The sequence below is a fragment of the Catalinimonas locisalis genome, assembly GCF_038039535.1.
Lineage (GTDB): Bacteria > Bacteroidota > Bacteroidia > Cytophagales > Cyclobacteriaceae > Catalinimonas.
In genome coordinates, this window is the sequence record NZ_JBBPHP010000014.1 from 121,847 (window position 1) to 140,549 (window position 18,703).

Here is an 18,703-nt window from a genome sequence, read left to right on the forward strand (position 1 = left end):
TTTAACAATCAAAAACTAGATCTTCATAATATTTTAATGCTCAAACTTATTCATCAATACAGTTTCGTCCTAATATATGAGTGTAAACACCATGAAGATATCAAGTAGTATTCCCAGGAGAATTAACTGATTTATTAAAAAAAAAGCTATCTTAAAATGAAAAAGGCTTAAAAATTAATGTGTATGGCAATACATTTTTTATTCAATTTTGATTATCAGTTTGTTTAACGATTAAATGTTTCATTAAAAAAAAAGGTATAAGATGTAATTTTAGCATAAAAATTTTAGGAAAAAATGAGTTTATCAACCGCACTAAATATACTTATGTAGTTTGCTTAGTGAAAACACAACGTATGCTGTACAGTAGCCATCTTAAGTTGGTATGGTGATTTTTACAGTTCAGCTTATTAAAACAAAAAAGGTGAGCATTGCTCACCTTTGACTATTCTTTTATGTAGCTAAACTTATAAAATCATAACTTTTTGTTGATGCTGGTTGCCTTGATCGCTGAACATCACAAGTAAGTATGCACCAGGCTTGACCTGCTCAGGTAGGCGAAGACAATTAGTATCCCCCCCTTCAGGAAAGAAAGAAAATACCACCATACCACTGAAATCTAATAGCCTGATTTCACTGATTGGAACTTGTGAAGCTGCTAACTTCAGATAATTATCGCTTATCACCCTAGGGTAGGTTTCATAACTATTTTCCTCTAACCTTTCAATGGAAGCACTAATGATATTATGAAACTCCACATTGCCGTCCAGATCCGTAGTGCTGAGGCAATAATAAGCTAGACCTTGTAAAGGATTTTTATCAACAAATTTGTAATTAACTTTTTTATCAGCGTCACTTTTACCCTCTACTTTACCTATGACTTTAAACTCCATGTTACTTGTAGCCCGTTCTATCCTAAAACTATCTACATCCTTTTCTAGAGCAGTATTCCAGGCTAACTGAACAGTATTTTCTTGTACTACACTTGTAAATGAGAGGAGTTGAATAGAGCCAGAGAAGATTAAATCTTCGGGTTTTTCAGAGGAGATACTATTTTGTGCAAGGAGAGGTAATCCATTAATAACTAAGGCAAGAGCGTAAATAAGTCTTTTCATAAGGAATGGTTTAATATGATGTACTATTTGTGTACCTATTAACACAAATATAACTATATATATTTAAAATATCACTATTCTAATAATTATTTTACATATTTCTTACTTTACTTGGATGAAGATGAGGGAGAATATGGGACTAAAGGTCTTCAATCCTAATGAATCCTACAGTGTAGGAAAAGCTGGCAGTGTCAAGTGCAATTCTTTTCTAAGGCTTCCATATTGCGCGCAAAAAAGAGAGGGCATGACGGTTAATAACTTCATTAAGTTTGGAGAGCACTATCAAATACAGTATATCAAGCAGTACGGAAAATTCGTAATGCTGAGAAAGGGTAGGAGGTACAGGTATACCTTGATTCACGTAGAAACCTTCTACGTTGAGATACCTTATGATTTAGAGACTGGAATAAGAGCATGTTGAAATTTTGAAAATGGCGGGCCAGTGCGTAAACTTTGGGTTAACCAAAACCTAAAAGTTCATGCAAACACAGTACAAAAGACTGACCGACCCGCAGTGGGAAATTATGAAAGAATGTTTACCTATCCAACGAAAGCGTAAATATGACCTGCGCGACATTGTCGATGCTATTCTCTGGTATCTACGCGTAGGCGGACAATGGCGGAACCTACCGGAAAGCTATCCGCCTTATGCCATTGTCTACTATTACTTTGGTACTTGGAAGCGCAATGGAACGCTGGATAGGCTCAATGTTTTTTTAAACCAAAAGGAACGTAAAAGAGTGGGAAAAGAAGCAACGCCTAGCATGGTAAGTATTGATACACAATCAGTTAAGGCAGTACCTTTTGTTCAGGAAGCACGAGGTGTGGATGGCAATAAGCGCATCAATGGCCGTAAGCGGCATGTGTTAACTGACACGCTAGGTTTGGTATGGGGCGTAGTGGTTCATGCGGCTAATCGGGCAGACGGTGCCACTGCTCAACGTGTTGTCGCTCCTTTACAAGGCTATCTACATCGGATGAAAAAGATACTAGCCGATGCGGCTTATGAGAAGAACTTCTTAGCATGGGTGCAGGCTAATATGCTGAGTGTAGAGCTAGAGATATCATCCCGACCACCTAGTCAGGAAGGTTTCGTGCCTGTCAAATGGCGATGGGTGACGGAACGCTGCTTTGGAAGCTTTAACTTCTTTAGAAGGCTGGACAAAGATCACGAAAAAACTACCCGAAGCGCAGAAGCTTGGGTACTATGGCAGAACTGTCAAATGATTATTAACCGCCTGGCGTAAATACCAAACAGAATTTTTTAACATGCTCTAAGTAAATACATTTATCTCTTTATCTAGAAGAGATTACTATATAAAATATAAGCACGATCTTTAAACGCTTTATCAACCTTACTTCACAAAAATCCCTACTTCTGTTCATCTTTCATCCAGTATCAAAGTGATAAGAGCCTTTCATTTCATAGGGATAACCATATTAGATTACCTACAATATTAAAAGCATAGGTGCAGCAACTGCTTTCTTGAGTTATTTATTTGCGAATAAATCTAAATACAGTTGGTGCCAAGAAACGCATTTCTTAGTATAATAACGAACACCAAGAAAAATTGAAAGCAAAGTTTAGTGTAGGTCTTCCATTAAGCTGCAATCAAACAATATCTGAGTATTAACTATTCTCAAATTTTCTATCTCAATTTGTTCTTTCAAGATATTATTACCCCCCTATCTCTGTAGCTAATACCTGCAATGTTATTTTTTCTTCATGGTTCGAGATTCTAACAAATTAAAATGAATTCTTTTTGAGACTAAATATTATCAAGCTTAACGTTTGAGCCTAATTCTAAAACTAGTTATCAAGTTATCGCTATTGGGGTAGTCTGCAAATAATTAAATTTCACTTTATATTTTGCTAAAGCACCCTCTGTAAAAATATAGCTTTATGATAATAATTAAGGGTATTATCCCATAAAAAAATAAATATTAAGTGTTTTCAAAATTAGAAAAGTTATATCAAATAGCTCCTAATTCAATACTTTAATAGTATTCATTCCTCAGCTGATTATACCCACTTCCTGAATAGAATTTTTAGCATTACTCATGTAATTTTTACTCATACATACCAAATTAAGAATTTGAAAAAGGAAATAGTTTTACGGCCTTAATCGGTAAAAATAAATCTGAATATTATCTATTTCTTTTACAAGTTATAATTGACTAACACCTACTCACCTTCCTACCGTTTCAAACGATTTATCTCCGATTAGTAACGATCATTGAGTAATCAACCCAAAAAGAATGAAATCAAAAATTACTATCTTACTCTTACTATTAGTCCTATGGGGCACTACATCTCCTGGTTTTGGGCAGAGCTATCTTAATCAAAATTCGGCAATAGCCCGGTGGATACCCGCTAAAGAAACTATTACAAAATACAGATCTCCAATAACTTTGAGTGAGACTTTCGCGGATCCATGTGCCAGCTTTGGGGATACAAGGACTGATCTTGAAGTAGGTTTAGCAGAAGACAGTTTCTGGCCAAACGTCTCATTAGCAGGTACAGATTTGTTGGTAGGATATACTGACTACCTTACCTATGAGAATCACTATAAGTTTATAGCACCGGATGGTACAGTAACACCTGCTCCTACTACTACGATTTCACCACGTACTAATGATAATTCTGATGCAATTATATATAAAGGTTTAGATAATGGTAACCTTCTGGTGACCTGGTACTCCTCTTCCAGTGGCAAAGGTTTTACGGATGTGTATTTCAAAATCATAAACCGATCCGGAACTGAAGTGCTTGGTTCTACCAAGATTAATACTTTGGCAGGAAGCCTAAACAGGTTTACGCAGGTAGAACAGCTTTCAAATGGAAATATTGTTTTTACATGGGCTACAGACGGTAGCAATTATGCAATGCGCAGATTCACTGAGAATGGTGTTGCTGTAGATGCAAACCAGCTATCTCTTACTAGTCTGGCGGGACTATCAGGTTCACAATACGCATATAATATTGCTGCTAATGACAATGGTAGGTTTATGATCTTTATAGATCACTATAATTTGAATTATTATGCCATGATATTTGACAATGATGGCACAACTCCTATTCAGGTCGGAGGTAATAATTCATTTGTTGCGGCAGTTGCCGGTACTTCCGGGGCTCACGTGGATAAAACCACTCATATCAAAACTTTATCTACCGGGCAGTTTTTGCTGGTTTATAGAATACAACCCACCAGTGGAACAGAGTCCCGGAGCATTGCCTATAAAATTTATAATGATGATGGTACGGAAGCCAAGAGCCAGGTAATAATAAGACAAATTTACTCCTGGGGTTCAATCAGTGAGCCAGTAGTTGCTGGTGATAGATTTTATCTTTCATATTCATACAATGACTTAGGCTATGGACCAAATTTAGGTTATGTTCCCTATGCAGAGGTATATGAAAATAATGGAACATATGTAGGCAGCTATGCATCCTGTATGCCTACGCTGGTTGATCAGTGGGGCGAGATAGTCACTTTTGCAGATGTTGATGGTAATATTAGCTTTATGGTGAATGATATGGTGGGTGGTGCCCAGTACGATACCTGGCTACTTAGACAAAACGTTGTATCTACATCCACTAATACCGCTCCCACTGCATCATCTGTTGGTTTTACCGGGACACTGGAAGTGGGTCAGACACTTACCGGAAGCTATAGTTACACTGATGTAGATACAGATCCTGAAAGTGGCACAACCTTCCAGTGGTATCGTTCAGACAATGCTGCTGGACTCAACAAAACTGCTATTGCTAGTGCGAATAGTCAGACTTATGTCCTGGCCGCCGCTGATGAGAATAAATATATCAGCTTTGAAGTAACTCCTAATGATGGTACTGATGCAGGTACTGCTGTAGAAAGCACCCGCTCAGGCCCAATTATACGACTAGCCCCTGAAATCAATGTTAAAGGAAATAATGTAAATATTGCTGATGGAGATTTAACTACTGATATTAGTGACCATACTGATTTTGGTAATCTTTCTGTCAGTGCTGGTACAGTAGTACGTACCTTCACTATAGAAAACCTGGGAAACTCAGTTCTAACACTAAGTGACCTTAATGGACGAGGGTATGTAGAAATTAGCGGTACACATGCAGCTGATTTTAGTGTGTCTTCTCAGCCATCATCATCAGTAGCTGCTTCAGGAAGTACTGCTTTTACAGTAACTTTCAATCCCTCAGGGCTTGGTGCCAGAACTGCCGCAATCCAGATATTCAATGACGATGCCGACGAAGCTCCCTACAACTTTGTGATCAGTGGTACCGGTACTAATCAGGCGCCAACCTCCGCTGATTTCACTGTCACTCCTAATGAAGGTAGTGTTTTTGCTTTTGCTACCGGAGACTTTTCCTACAGTGACGGGGATGCTGATCCGTTGCATCATGTGACCATTGTTGCCGCTCCGGCTTCCGGAACACTTTTCATAGATAGCAATGATAATAATACTGCCGATGGTGGTGAGGCACTTGCTGATGCCAGTGTTGTCAGTAAAGCTGATCTGGATGCAGGAAGGCTCAAATACCTTTCAGCCGGGAGCACTTCTTCCAGCTTTTCTTTTCAGGTGAATGATGGAATAGAGTCCAGTGCATCTGCTTATACCACCACGCTGACGGTTAATGCCGAACCTACCGCTATCATCAGTAGTACCAGCACTGATCCTACCAACAGCAGTCCTTTTACCATCACTGTAACATTTAGTGAGTCTGTAACAGGCTTCGTTATTGGCGATTTAAGTGTGGGTAATGGCACAGCGAGTAACTTCACTGGCTCAGATGACACCTACACGGCAGACATTACGCCTGTTGCAGATGGCATCGTAACAGTAGGCATAGCCGGAGGTGTAGCTACAGATGGCAACGGACTAGGTAACAAATCAGCTAGCCAGTTTAGCATTACTTATGATGCTACTGTACCTACGCTTTCTATCAATTCTTTAGAAAGTGGTTTTACCGATAATTCCCCTTTTACGGTGGACTTTAACTTTAGCGAAGAGGTAAGTGGATTTGCGCTGGGAGATATCAGCGTAACTAATGGAGTAGCAAGCAATTTGCAAAGCAGTGATAATATTACATTCACTGCTGACATTACTCCTGCAACAGAGGCGCAGATAAGTGTAGATGTGGCTATTGGTTCCTTTAGCGATGTCTCAGGCAATGCAAATACCGAAGCTGCTACTTTCAGCATTTATTACGATACTGGCGTTCCGACAGTTGTAATCAATTCTACAGAAAGCACATCAACAAATCAGTCATCTTTTGAAGTTAGCTTCACTTTCAGCGAAGAAGTAAGTGGCTTTGCACTGGGAGATATCAGCGTGACCAATGGTGTAGCAGGCAATCTGCAAAGCAGTGATAACATCAGTTATACAGCTGACATTACGCCTGCGGCTGAAGGGGAAGTAAGGGTTGAAGTAGCTGCAGCAGTAGCTACTGATCAGGCTGGCCGAGACAATACTGCCGCAACAGCTTTTACTGTAACTTACGATGCTACTACTGCCACTCCCGGCTTCACTACCCCAGCCAGTGATGGTAGTGTGTCTTCTGGCTTCACTGATATAGATATTAATCTTCCTGAAGCTCCACTGGCTGGTAGTGTAAAGATGACTATTTCCCGTACAGGAGGTGCTGAGGATACCAATGCTCCGCATGTGTTAACCCTTGATCAGACCAGCAGCGGTAACTATACCACTACCTATGATCCTGCTGATATTTCCAATGATGCCCTGGTCAGTGCCGTAAGTTCAGACCCTAATGACTTTCTGGTAGATGGTGCGATCTACAGTTTCAAATTATCTTATCAGGATGCACTGGGAAATCCAGAAGCAAATGTTACGCATACCAATGTTATTTATGATGCTACAGCGCCTACTGTTAGCAGTGTGGATGTGCCAACTGATGGAACCTATGTAGCTGGAGAGTCTCTGGACTTTACAGTCAACTGGTCAGAAAGTGTGAATGTAACCGGTAATCCGCAATTATCACTGACTATTGGAGGCTCGGTAGTACAGGCTGATTATTTAAGCGGTAGTGGTAGTACAGCCACAGTATTCCGCTACACAGTACAAAATGGAGATCTGGATACTGACGGCATAACCATAGGTACACTGGACTTGAACGGAGGAGATATCGCTGACAGGGTATTTACCGCTGACCTGACCCTTAATAATGAAGGAGCTACTGGCGGCATCAAAGTAGATGCGGTAGAGCCTGTAATCAGCAGCGTTGATATGCCTGCCAACAAAACTCACACTGAAGGTGAAGTTCTGGATTTTGTCATCAATTGGAGTGAGATAGTGACCATCACAGCTAATCCTGAACTTTCAATCACTATTGGTAGAAAAGAAGTGAAAGCAGCATATGTGAGTGGTAGCGGAACTACGCATACTACTTTTCGCTATACAGTGGAAGTAGGAGAGAAAGATCTGGATGGAATCAGCGTAGGTACACTGGCGCTCAATGGTGGAACTATTCTGGATGAAGTGGGCAATATGGCTGACCTTACACTCAATAGCATAGGAAATACCAGTCAGGTTTGGGTTAACTCAGTGATACCTGAGGTCACACTCAGCCTGGATGTACTCAGCCTGAATGAAAATGGAGGGACCGCAAAGCTGACGGTTACTCTTTCTGAATCCGCTGGTAAAGATGTAACAGTAGAGTTGGGCTTTTCAGGTACCGCTGAAGCACTTACTGATTATAGTGTAATTGAAAGCACAGCGCTGATAGAGGCTGGTTATACCAGTCATGAAATGCTTATCCATCTACTGGATGAGAGCCTTGATGAGGAGGATGAAACGGTAATCATTGATATTGTTGCTGTAAGCAATGCTACAGAAGCCAGCGAGCAGCAGCAAACGCTTACCATTATCGATGACGACCACAGCCCTATAGTGACCGCCGGGCAGTCGCTAGTATTTTCAGAAAATCTTAGTTCGGGGAGTACGATCCTGGTAGTAGCTGCTACTGATGCGGATGCAGGAACCAGCTTACAGAACTGGCAGATTATCTCTGGTAACCCTGACCAGGATGGTGACAGTGAGGAAGCCTTCAGCATCAATGCTAATACAGGAGAAATCACAGTAAATGACTCTGAGGAATTAGACCGTGAAACTACCGATGGTTTTATGTTGGAAGTCAGCGTAAGCGATGGTACCAATACTAGCAAGAGCGAGCAAATCACACTTATAATGACTGACGAAAATGACATTAAGCCAGTCATTACTGCCGGACAGAATTTTGAAGTAGTAGAAGGCAGCGAGGAGGGTATTAGCCTAGGCAAGATAACCGCAACTGATGGCGATGTAACTATTACTACTTTAGGAGGTTGGAAAATCTTATCCGGTAACTTAGATACTGATCAGGATAATAGCCCGACTTTTGCAATCAATACTGAAACCGGAGAGCTTACTGTAGATGACGCTGATGAATTGAATGGCAATACTGCTGATTATAGTTTACAGCTTACTGTGAGCGACGGTCTGAACACTAGTATTGCAGCTAACGTTGCTGTGACTGTGCTTCAGGTGAATGATGCGCCTTCATTCATAGCCGGTCAGGATATTAGCATTGAAGAAGATGCCGGCTCACAGAACTTTTCCAATTGGGCTACTGATATTGTGGCCGGTCCGGAAAATGAAAGTGACCAGCAACTTACTTTTGTCCTTACCACTTCAAATGACGCCTTCTTTGCAGAGTTGCCAACTATTGATGCTAGCGGTAACCTTAGCTTTGCAGTAGCAGATAATGTCAATGGTTCGGTGACCGTCAATACTTATTTACAGGATGACGGAGGTACAGTCAATGGAGGAATCAATAAATCAGAAGTAGCTACTTTTAACATTGATGTAACCCCTGTCAATGATGTTCCCACCTTTGTGAAAGGAGAAAATATTAGCCTGCAGGCTGGTGCAGCCGACTATCTTTATGAAGGTTGGGCCAGTCAGATTAGTGCTGGTCCAGCCAATGAATCTGTCCAGCAACTCAGCTTTGTAGTAAGTAATGATCAATCAGCCTTCTTCACTACAGCTCCGGCCATAACAGTTGGAGGGGATCTGAGCTTCAGCCTTGCACAGGATGCCAGCGGTACTGTCACGGTGACAGTACAACTCAATGATAATGGCGGAACTGCCAATGGAGGTGTGGATACTTCTGAGCCTGTAACCTTTAACATCATCGTAGGCAAAATTTCGCAGGAGATCAGCTTTGCTCCTCTGGAGGATAAAAAAGTAGGCCAGGAACCTATTCTACTCACAGCCAGTGGTGGTGATTCTGGGGAGCCGATTGTCTTTACGATCAGCACTGAGCCAGCTGAGGGTGTGGCACGTCTGGAAGGGAATCAAATCATCATAGAGAATATAGGGCAAGTGACTGTAACAGCAAGGCAAGCCGGTAATGAAATTTATCAGGAGGCCCCTGCTGTCGTGCGCATTTTTAATATCACCGCTAATGAGCTTTTTCTACCTACCCTTTTCACGCCTAATGAGGATGGTAATAACGACAGCTTCATTTTGCGCGGAGGTGGAGGAGTGAACAATGTAGAGTTTACCATATTTGATCGCAGCAATAATGTAGTATTTCACTCTACAGACTGGACAGAAATCACGGAACGGGGGTGGGACGGAAGTTTCGCAGGGAAGAAACAGCCCATGGGCATGTACATATGGGTGATCAAAGGAACATATACCAGTGGACAACCTCTTCTGGTCCAGGGTAGAAAGTCTGGTATTGTCCGCCTACTTCGCTAATAGAAACCACAAAATCTTTAATTCAGAATAATGATACATCAACATATTCGCCAATCTTTTGCAGTGCTACTGTTTCTCATGGTCTGCATTTCGGCAGCCTGGGCACAGCAGGGAAACTTCTCACTTTATCACCAGACACCTTTTCTGACCAATCCAGCAATGATCGGTACTGTGGAAGACGCTCGTATCTTTGCAAACTACCGTAACCAAACTATCAGCGCAGGTGAGAGCTTTCAGACTTCCATGCTATCAGGCTATGTGCCTATCCGTGTCGGACATCACCGCCTGGGGGTAGGTGCGGCCTTCCTCAACGACCGCTCTGCGGACATCGTACAGACCAACAGCGGTATGCTGGGGCTGGCATACAGCATACAGGTATTCCCGCGAAGCTCATTGAGTATGGGCTTCCAGGGAGGTTTCTTTCAGCGTAGTCTCGGCTTTAACTTTACTACCGATCAGCAGTATGTAGATGGAGTATTTGACCCTAGTGCTGGCACTGGAGAAACCATGATTAATAATACCACCAGCTACCTTAGCGGTAGCGGCGGGCTGCACTGGCAGTGGAAAGGTACGGATGGACAGTTAAGAGCTTTTGCCGGGGCTTCTATCTTCAATTTTAATCAGCCTAATGCTTCCTTTATCACTGACGGACAGGATCAGGTGCCTCTTTCCTGGAAGCTCACTGCTGGCTACCGAGCTTATAGTCAGGGACGTTTCTCAGTCATGCCTACGTTTCGCTATGTACAGGAGGCTCAGAATAGCTTCTGGAACGCAGGCTCCTGGCTGGGATATCAAATGAACCGTGAGAGGCAGCAACAAGTAGCTCTCGGTTTATGGTACAATACCAACCAGGCAGGAGTGGTATCGCTTGAGTATCAGCAGGAAAACCTTAGCCTGGCTGCCTCTTATGATCAGCCTGTCTCCAATGAGCTCAATACTGCTCTTCAGACTGGTATCTTTGAGATTTCCATATCATTGCGCATCCGTAAAATCCGGCAACCTGAATCACCTGTAGTAGTAGAGAAGGAGCCGAAGAAAGAGGTTGTAATTGAAGAAAAGGTGATGGAAAAAGTAGAGGAAGAACTAGAACCTGAACCGTTTCCGCTGACTAAACCGGCTTCAGTAGAAAAGCTCGACAACCGTCCAATGGAAACGTCTAGCGCTAATCTGCCAAAGATAGAGAAGAAAATGCAGCTAGCCGAGAAGGACAAGCTCAGCCTTGAGAAGACAGTACGATTTGAGTTTCAGACTGCTGAGCTTGATCAGAGTTCTAAGCAGTTTTTAAACCAGATTGCTGAGATCATGCGGAGTAATGAGTGGTTGAAGGTGGAACTTATCGGTCATACCTGCAATGTTGGTAGTGAGGAACGGAATAAAGCTTTATCCATAGAAAGAGCCAAAGTAGTGCAGCAATTCCTCCTACAGAAAAATGTGGATAGTGCTCGTATACTCATCAGCGGTGCAGGGGAGACTCAACCTATCACCGAAAATACCACCGAAGAAGGCAGAAGTATCAACCGCAGAGTTGAATTCCGAATTATTGAAAATAAATAAGGTAAAATTTCCTAAAAACATTCTCTTCAAAGAAACTATGAAGAGAAGGTTTTTTTATTGTAAAAAGGGGTAACCTTTGCTTATTTCTGCAACACTAGCTTGGTCTTCATACAATGATTTCATGAGTTGTCAAACCTGGTATTTTTTGTACCCCTTTAATTCTATAATATTCATTTCGTTAATTCTATTCTTAAAATCCTTTAATAGCTTTTGTAGTAAATTTTAATGAATTAAGGTGGGAGGAGAAATAGAATAAAAGTAGGTTTCTCAGTATTAATCAGGCAAATATGTCGGCTTAGTTTTTATTACTTTATGAGTAAGTTAAGTTGTACAGAAATAGTTTTATACTAAGTAACTTTATAAAAAAACATTTATCCTCATGCCATAAGAATGGATATATTCAAAGCTAAAGAAATAGTTACTTAATAAGATTATTTAAGGAATTGTCATTTATTTAATAAGTCCTGTTTCTATTATTGTTACTCTATATAGAGTTCAATAATATGGTGCTTATGAAAGATTTAATTAATATTTTTTGTATTGAAGATGATCCGTTTTATGGGGAGATGATTAAGCTTACGCTTGAAAAAAATAATGAATTTGGAGTTACTGTATTTTCCTCTGGAGAAGAATATTTTAATCATCTTCATAAGAGCCCAGATATAGTCACTATAGACTTTAACCTTCCCGGCATAAGTGGATTAGAAATACTAAAAAAGACCCTTAGGTACAATAGTAATATTGCTACTATTATCATCTCAGGGCAGGAGGAAGTAGGAGTAGCGGTAGAAGCCTATAAAAATGGGGCAGATTATTACATCATAAAAAATGAAGATGCTTTTATTGAATTAGAGCAGTATGTAGCTAAACTTAAATCCCATATAAACTTAAGAAAAGAAGTAGAAGAGTTAAGAGACCAGATTATAGACCGGCATCACTATTCATCAATTATAGGTAATAGCCCTGCGATTTTGAAGGTGATACGATTATTACAAAAAATTGAAAAAACCAATGTTCAGGTATTGATTACGGGTGAAAGTGGTACTGGTAAAGAAGTAATTGCCAAATCTATACACTATAACTCTTCTCGTAGAAGAAAACCCTTTGTCGCAGTAAATGTAGCGGCTATTCCAGAAGACTTAATTGAAAGTGAGCTTTTTGGTCATGAAAAGGGAGCTTTTACCGGGGCAATCAGTAGAAGAATTGGAAAATTTGAAGAAGCCAATGGAGGCTCAATTTTACTTGATGAAATTGGTGAAATGGATATCAATCTTCAAACCAAATTATTAAGGGTACTACAGGAGAGTACAGTTAGTAGAATAGGGAGTAATAAAGAAATTAGTATAGACGCCAGAATTTTGGCTGCGACCAATAAAAACCTTGCTCAAAGGGTGAAAGAAGGAAAGTTTCGTGAAGACCTGTACTATCGTTTGCAAGGCTTTATTGTAGAATTACCCCCTCTTCGAAAAAGAGATAATGACGTAATTCTTTTGGCAAACTATTTCTTAAATCAATTCTGTGAAAAAAATAATCTTGTTCCAAAAACTTTAACCAAGGACGCTATTGGGGCAATCGTTTCACATTCGTGGCCCGGTAATATACGAGAATTAAAATCCTTCATTGAAAGAGCTGCACTAATCAGTGAAGGAGAAAAAATTGGCTGTGAAGATCTTTTATTTTCTCCATCCATTGCATAAAAAAACTGGGCTATACCGCTAAAAATATGAAATCAAGAAGAAAATTAAAATCTGGCATATCTCCCAGAATGCAGCGAAAGCAAATAATGGTATATACTGTTGTTGGAATATCATTAGCGATACTCGTAGCCATTGGAGTGTTTATTTATCTTAATCTGGGAGCAGAAAAAGATAGTGAAGCTGCACCACCAGATTTTTACTCTATCACTAAAGGTAATTGGGAAGAAGCTATTACTTGGAATGGTGGGATTACTCCTCCAACTACTGGTATTAATTCTAATATTGAAATCTTTGAGTTTGTAACCAGAAATGGTGACCTAAGCTATGCAAGTGGTTCAGGATCAGGTAAGAACTTAATTGTTACAGATACTTTGCTCATAATTGGTAATCTAACGATGGGTAATAAATCCAACGTAACAGTAGCTGATGGAGGGGTGCTTATTATTACTGGTAATTTTACCGCAGATAATAAGATTACCGTAGGTAATGGAGGGGTTATCGCAGTAGCAGGGAATATGGATTTCCCTACAAATACACAAGATAGTTATGATGGAAGCGGAGGAGGTGAATTGTTCGTGAATGGCAGTATTACTGGTAATACAGATGCATCTGGTGCCCAACAAAGCATGACTGATCTTCAAACTAAATATGAGGGTGTATTTGAAATATTAGAAGATAATACTTTTACTACCTTACCAATTACCCTGACGTACTTTAAAGCTAGATCAATAGATAATAATGTGGTGCTCAGCTGGCAAACTGCCCAGGAGATTCACAATGACTTTTTTACTATTGAACGAAGTGCTGATGGAAAACAATTCCATGCAATCGGTACAATAAAGGGAGTGGGCAATAGCAATAAGGTACTGGACTATGAATTCATTGACAGAAAACCTCTGACTGGCCAGAGCTTTTACCAGCTGAAGCAAACCGACTTTGATGGTCAATTTGAGTATTTTGATATCGTCACTGTCCATCATAATAGTAAAATTGGGTTAGATCAGGATTTAAGCATTGTAAATTTTGGGCCTAATCCTTTTCAGTATTCTTTTTCTGTTGAGTTTGATATTCCCGAAAGTGGAGAGGTTACTTTAAAACTGACAGATATGAATGGTGCACTTGTAGCAAGCAGAAAAGAGCAGGCTTATGCGGGTATGAATAAAATTGATTTCCAGGAAAATCATCCGATCAAGAACGGCACATATTTAGTAACATTAATACATCCCAAGTATCAATCTAAGCCCTTCAAACTGATCAAAAATTAAGCAGGATTCTAAAATAGCACATGACTATATGCTTCAGGTGCTTTAATAAATGTCATCAAAAATAAGTTTAGTCTCAAGTACTTCAAATCTGTGAAAGATTCAACCTTTTAAAAGATGAAAAATACCTATCCTTTGCCAATTAATGAAAATCAGAGAATTGCTGCATTACATGATTATCATATACTGGATACCCAAGCAGAGGAGAGGTTTGATCGTATTACGAAATTAGTTTCAGCGATATGTGAAAAACCCTTAGCTTTTATAAGCCTAATTGATGAAACCAGACAATGGTTTAAATCTAAAGTAGGCTTTGAACTTGATGAGATTCCCAGAGATCATTCTTTTTGCCAATTTACCATCTTGAAAAATGATCTTCTGGAAGTTAATGATACTTTTACAGACAAACGTTTTAAAAAGTGTCCTCCAATAACAGAAGGTACAAAAGCCCGTTTTTATGCAGGCTTTCCGCTGATTGATCCCAATGGGTTTATTTTGGGGACTTTATGTGTTATGGATATTAAACCCAGTAAATTAACAAAAGTCCAGCAGTTTACACTTAAGACCTTAGCGCAGGAAATTACTGATCAAATTACCTCAAGAAAAGAAAAAGAGCGACTTGAAGCATATGAAAAACTCTTTCAGTTATCTATAGATATGATCTGTGTTGCTGAAACGAATGGATTTTTTAAAATTATTAACCCGGCATTTGAACAGTTATTGGGGTGGAGTGAAAATGAACTCCTAGAGAGGTCATTTTTTGATTTTGTTCACCCTGATGACCTTGCTGCTACCCATGATGAAATAAAAAAACTGGCGCAAGGAAAGTATACTTTGTCCTTTACTCACCGGTTTCTTGCAAAGTGCGGTACATATAAAAATTTGCAGTGGGTAGCCACACCTGAGAAAGACACTCATTTATTGTATGCTATAGCAAGAGATATCACAGAAAATCAACAAACTGAAGAAAAGCTTCGCGAAAAAAAGGAAAGATTTGATAATATTATTCAGGGCACTAATGCAGGTACATGGGAATGGAATGTTCAGACAGGTGAAACCATCTTCAATAGTAGGTGGGCAGAAATACTGGGTTACAGATTAGATGAACTTCAGCCCATTTCAATTGATACTTGGATTAAATTTACACATAAAGATGATCTGAAAAAGTCAAATGAACTTCTGCAAAAACATTTTGCAGGAGAGAATGACTTTTATGAGTGTGAAGCCCGCATGCAGCATAAAGAGGGTCATTGGGTCTGGGTACTGGACAAAGGAAAAGTTATGAGTTGGACAAAAGAGGGGAAACCATTATGGATGGCTGGTTCTCATCTGGAGATCACAGAGCGCAAAAACTACGAAGCAAAGTTGTCCCAATTTAAAGAATTATTAGATAAGACAAATAGAATCGCACGAATAGGAACCTGGGAAGTAGATTTAGAAAAAAATATTCCTACGTGGAGTGATGTTACGAAAGAGATACATGAAGTAGATGAGGACTATCTGCCTGACATGGAAACTGCTTTAAGTTTTTTTCCTGATCTACATAGGGAGAAAATTTTGAAAGCTGCAAATGATGCTATCCAAAAAGGTGTTTCATATGACCTGGAACTGCAAATCCTTACTGCTAAAAATAATCTAAAATGGGTGAGAGCCATTGGAATTTCTGAATTTGAAAATGGTAAGTGTAAGAGGTTGTACGGTATGTTTCAAGATATTGACTCTGAAAAGGTTAAAGAGGAAGAACTTCAGATTAGTCAAGAAAGGTTTAGAGGAGCGTTTGAAAATTCCGCTAATGGAATGGCTCTGGTAGGTCTGGATGGCAAATGGTTGAAAGTAAATGCTAGCTTGTGTGAAATGATAGGTTATACCAATGAAGAACTAATGGAATTAGGTTTTCAGGATATTACTCATCCTGATGATCTCAAAAATGACCTTAAACATGTCAAGGAGTTACTCTCTGGAAAATCTGTAAGTTATCAGATGGAAAAAAGGTATTTTCATAAGAATGGAAGCATCATCTGGGGATTACTTTCAGTTTCACTGGTAAGAAATGACAATGAAGAGCCTGTTCATTTCGTATCTCAAATTAATGATATAACCCACAGAAAGAATAATGAGGCTGCAATGCTGGGAGCAAAAAAGCTTGCTGAGTCAGCAAGTAATGCTAAATCTGAGTTTTTAGCGAATATGAGTCATGAAATCCGTACACCCCTCAACAGTGTTATTGGCTTTAGTGATTTGCTTATAAAAACTGAACTGAATGACTCACAGTTTCAATACATGCAGGCAATTCACCATTCTGCCAATTCACTGTTGGATTTGATTAATGATATTCTTGATTTTTCTAAAATAGAAGCTGGTAAACTTGAGCTCTCCATTGAAAAAACTGATCTATGGGAGCTCGTTTCTCATGTAACCGAAATTGTGAAATACAATGCCAACCAAAAAGGGTTAGAATTACTTTTAAATTTATCATCAGACTTACCCCCCAGGTATGCCTGGATTGATTCTATTAGAATCAAACAAATCCTTATCAACTTGTTGGGCAATGCAACCAAGTTTACTCACGAGGGTGAAATTGAGCTTTCTTTAAAACATATACTTGGTAAGTTTGGAGAAAAAACCAAGATAGAGTTCTCAGTAAGAGATACTGGAATAGGAATTTCTGCGGAAAATCAGAAGAAAATATTTGAAGCATTTGGACAAGAGGACAGTTCTACTACTCGTAAGTATGGAGGAACTGGATTAGGACTAACTATATCAAATAAGTTACTTTCACTCATGGACTCTCGGCTTGAACTTGAAAGTACGCCAGGCAAGGGAAGCCGTTTCTCTTTTACAATTTTGGTTGATACAGCTGAGGATGATTTGGTTTCCTGGAGTAAAGAAAATGAATTTAAGAAAGTACTTATTGTAGATGATAACAAGCACAATGGTATTATCTTGCAAGAAATGTTAGCCCTAAAAAATATTCAAACCGAAATAGTAGAACATGGGATTGCAGGACTTGATAGAATTTCAAAAAATAATGACTTTGATCTCGTTATAATCGATTACATCATGCCATATATGGATGGTATAGAAGTAATTAGACAAATCAGGGAAGGATTGAAAATTGATGCAACAGAGCTCCCCATAATACTTTTACATAGCTCTAATGATGCTCCGGTTCTAAAAGAGTTATGCCAGTCATTAGACGTTCAAAGTAAAATTAGTAAGCCAATATCTATTGAACAGTTGTATGCGGCATTAAATCGTATACAGACTCAAAAAATGGAAAAAACAGGCAATGAATCGCATCATGAGATAAGTCTCTGCACAACTTACCCATATAAAATACTAATTGTTGATGATGTTAAATATAATATGTTGTTAGCCAAAAGCATGGTTAGCAATTTAATGCCTAATGTTCAGGTAATTGAAGCGGAAGATGGTAAGCAGGCAATATACTTATTTCATAAGCATCAACCAGATCTGGTGCTAATGGATGTGCAAATGCCGGGAATGAGTGGTATAGAAGCAACCAAAAGGATTCGTACAATGGAAAATACCAATCCTACACCAATTATAGCATTGACTGCTGGTACTACACCGGAAGAATATCAACTTTGTATTCAAGCTGGAATGGACGACTACATCAGTAAGCCGATTGTATTGGAGACCTTAAGGAATGTAATAAGAAAATGGCTCAATATGGGAAGAGAAGGTTTCCTGGAAAATGAAAATGATTTAGCACCACCAATAATTGAAAAAGAACATTTTAATTTTCAAACTTTTAAAGAAAAGACAGGACTACAAGGAGAGATGTTTTTAAAAATAATTCAACAGCTTTCTTTACAGTTGAAGGATACATTTAGGGAAATGCAGCATGCCTATAAAAACGAAGATTTGCATACTCTTAAACATTTAGGACATAGGCTGAAGGGGGTAACTGCTTCAGCTAATATCCCCAAAATTTCAGGTATCTCAAAAAACCTGGAAACGATAAATGTTTTTGAAGGTGCTGTAGTAAAAGAATTAATAGTGTCACTTGAAAATGAAATACAAATTGTACAGTCCATAATTGATAACTTGGTGGAAAATGAGAAAGAAAGTATTCAGTAGCTAATTAAAATGAATTTGGCACTAACATTATTTGGAAAAAAATTTTTAGCATATTGAAAAGCCCTATGGATGATATTTGGGCTTATTCCTAATCTGTCCACTGATTTTACTAATTTCTATTCTGTCGTTAATAAGTATCCGTCCTGTGAAGTAGCCTTGATTACCTGCTGAATAGCAACTTAATATAGCAGGAAAAAGTATTATGCGCACA

Annotated in this window: 7 protein-coding genes; 6 read left to right on the top strand and 1 reads right to left on the bottom strand. The window is 39.2% G+C overall.

What is annotated here, in order from left to right:
- Positions 1-464 precede the first annotated feature (464 nt).
- The gene (locus tag WJR50_RS17885; protein ID WP_341294674.1) at positions 465-1,112 is read right to left on the bottom strand and encodes a hypothetical protein; all 648 of its coding nucleotides are present in this window, start codon (positions 1,110-1,112) and stop codon (positions 465-467) included.
- A gap of 479 nt (positions 1,113-1,591) precedes the next feature.
- Here WJR50_RS17885 and WJR50_RS17890 point away from each other — a divergent pair, with 479 nt between their 5' ends.
- The 6 genes from WJR50_RS17890 to WJR50_RS17915 all read left to right on the top strand — a co-directional run bounded on the left by WJR50_RS17890 (position 1,592) and on the right by WJR50_RS17915 (position 18,492).
- Positions 1,592-2,359, top strand: coding sequence for an IS5 family transposase (locus WJR50_RS17890; RefSeq protein ID WP_341294675.1), 768 nt, complete (start codon positions 1,592-1,594; stop codon positions 2,357-2,359).
- A 1,012-nt stretch (positions 2,360-3,371) separates the two neighbouring features.
- Positions 3,372-9,875: an Ig-like domain-containing protein gene (locus WJR50_RS17895; RefSeq protein WP_341294676.1), complete on the top strand. Its 6,504-nt coding sequence runs from the start codon at positions 3,372-3,374 to the stop codon at positions 9,873-9,875.
- A gap of 30 nt (positions 9,876-9,905) precedes the next feature.
- Positions 9,906-11,429, top strand: coding sequence for a PorP/SprF family type IX secretion system membrane protein (locus WJR50_RS17900; protein WP_341294677.1), 1,524 nt, complete (start codon positions 9,906-9,908; stop codon positions 11,427-11,429).
- Positions 11,430-11,941: 512 nt separating this feature from the next.
- A complete protein-coding gene (locus WJR50_RS17905; protein ID WP_341294678.1) occupies positions 11,942-13,126 on the top strand; it encodes a sigma-54-dependent transcriptional regulator in 1,185 nt (394 codons plus the stop codon).
- Between the two features lie 26 nt (positions 13,127-13,152).
- Positions 13,153-14,391 carry a T9SS type A sorting domain-containing protein gene (locus WJR50_RS17910; RefSeq protein ID WP_341294679.1) on the top strand — a complete coding sequence of 413 codons (1,239 nt, stop codon included), beginning with the start codon at positions 13,153-13,155 and terminating at the stop codon, positions 14,389-14,391.
- A 114-nt stretch (positions 14,392-14,505) separates the two neighbouring features.
- Positions 14,506-18,492, top strand: a complete 3,987-nt coding sequence (locus WJR50_RS17915; RefSeq protein ID WP_341294680.1) for a PAS domain S-box protein — start codon at positions 14,506-14,508, stop codon at positions 18,490-18,492.
- Positions 18,493-18,703: the final 211 nt, after the last annotated feature.

Bases quoted from the DNA above. Each gene is read 5' to 3' on its own strand.
- WJR50_RS17905 (WP_341294678.1), top strand. From the start codon at position 11,942: ATGAAAGATTTAATTAATATTTTTTGTATTGAAGATGATCCGTTTTAT.
- WJR50_RS17885 (WP_341294674.1), bottom strand. From the start codon at position 1,112: ATGAAAAGACTTATTTACGCTCTTGCCTTAGTTATTAATGGATTACCT.
- WJR50_RS17915 (WP_341294680.1), top strand. From the start codon at position 14,506: ATGAAAAATACCTATCCTTTGCCAATTAATGAAAATCAGAGAATTGCT.
- WJR50_RS17890 (WP_341294675.1), top strand. From the start codon at position 1,592: ATGCAAACACAGTACAAAAGACTGACCGACCCGCAGTGGGAAATTATG.
- WJR50_RS17895 (WP_341294676.1), top strand. From the start codon at position 3,372: ATGAAATCAAAAATTACTATCTTACTCTTACTATTAGTCCTATGGGGC.
- WJR50_RS17910 (WP_341294679.1), top strand. From the start codon at position 13,153: ATGAAATCAAGAAGAAAATTAAAATCTGGCATATCTCCCAGAATGCAG.
- WJR50_RS17900 (WP_341294677.1), top strand. From the start codon at position 9,906: ATGATACATCAACATATTCGCCAATCTTTTGCAGTGCTACTGTTTCTC.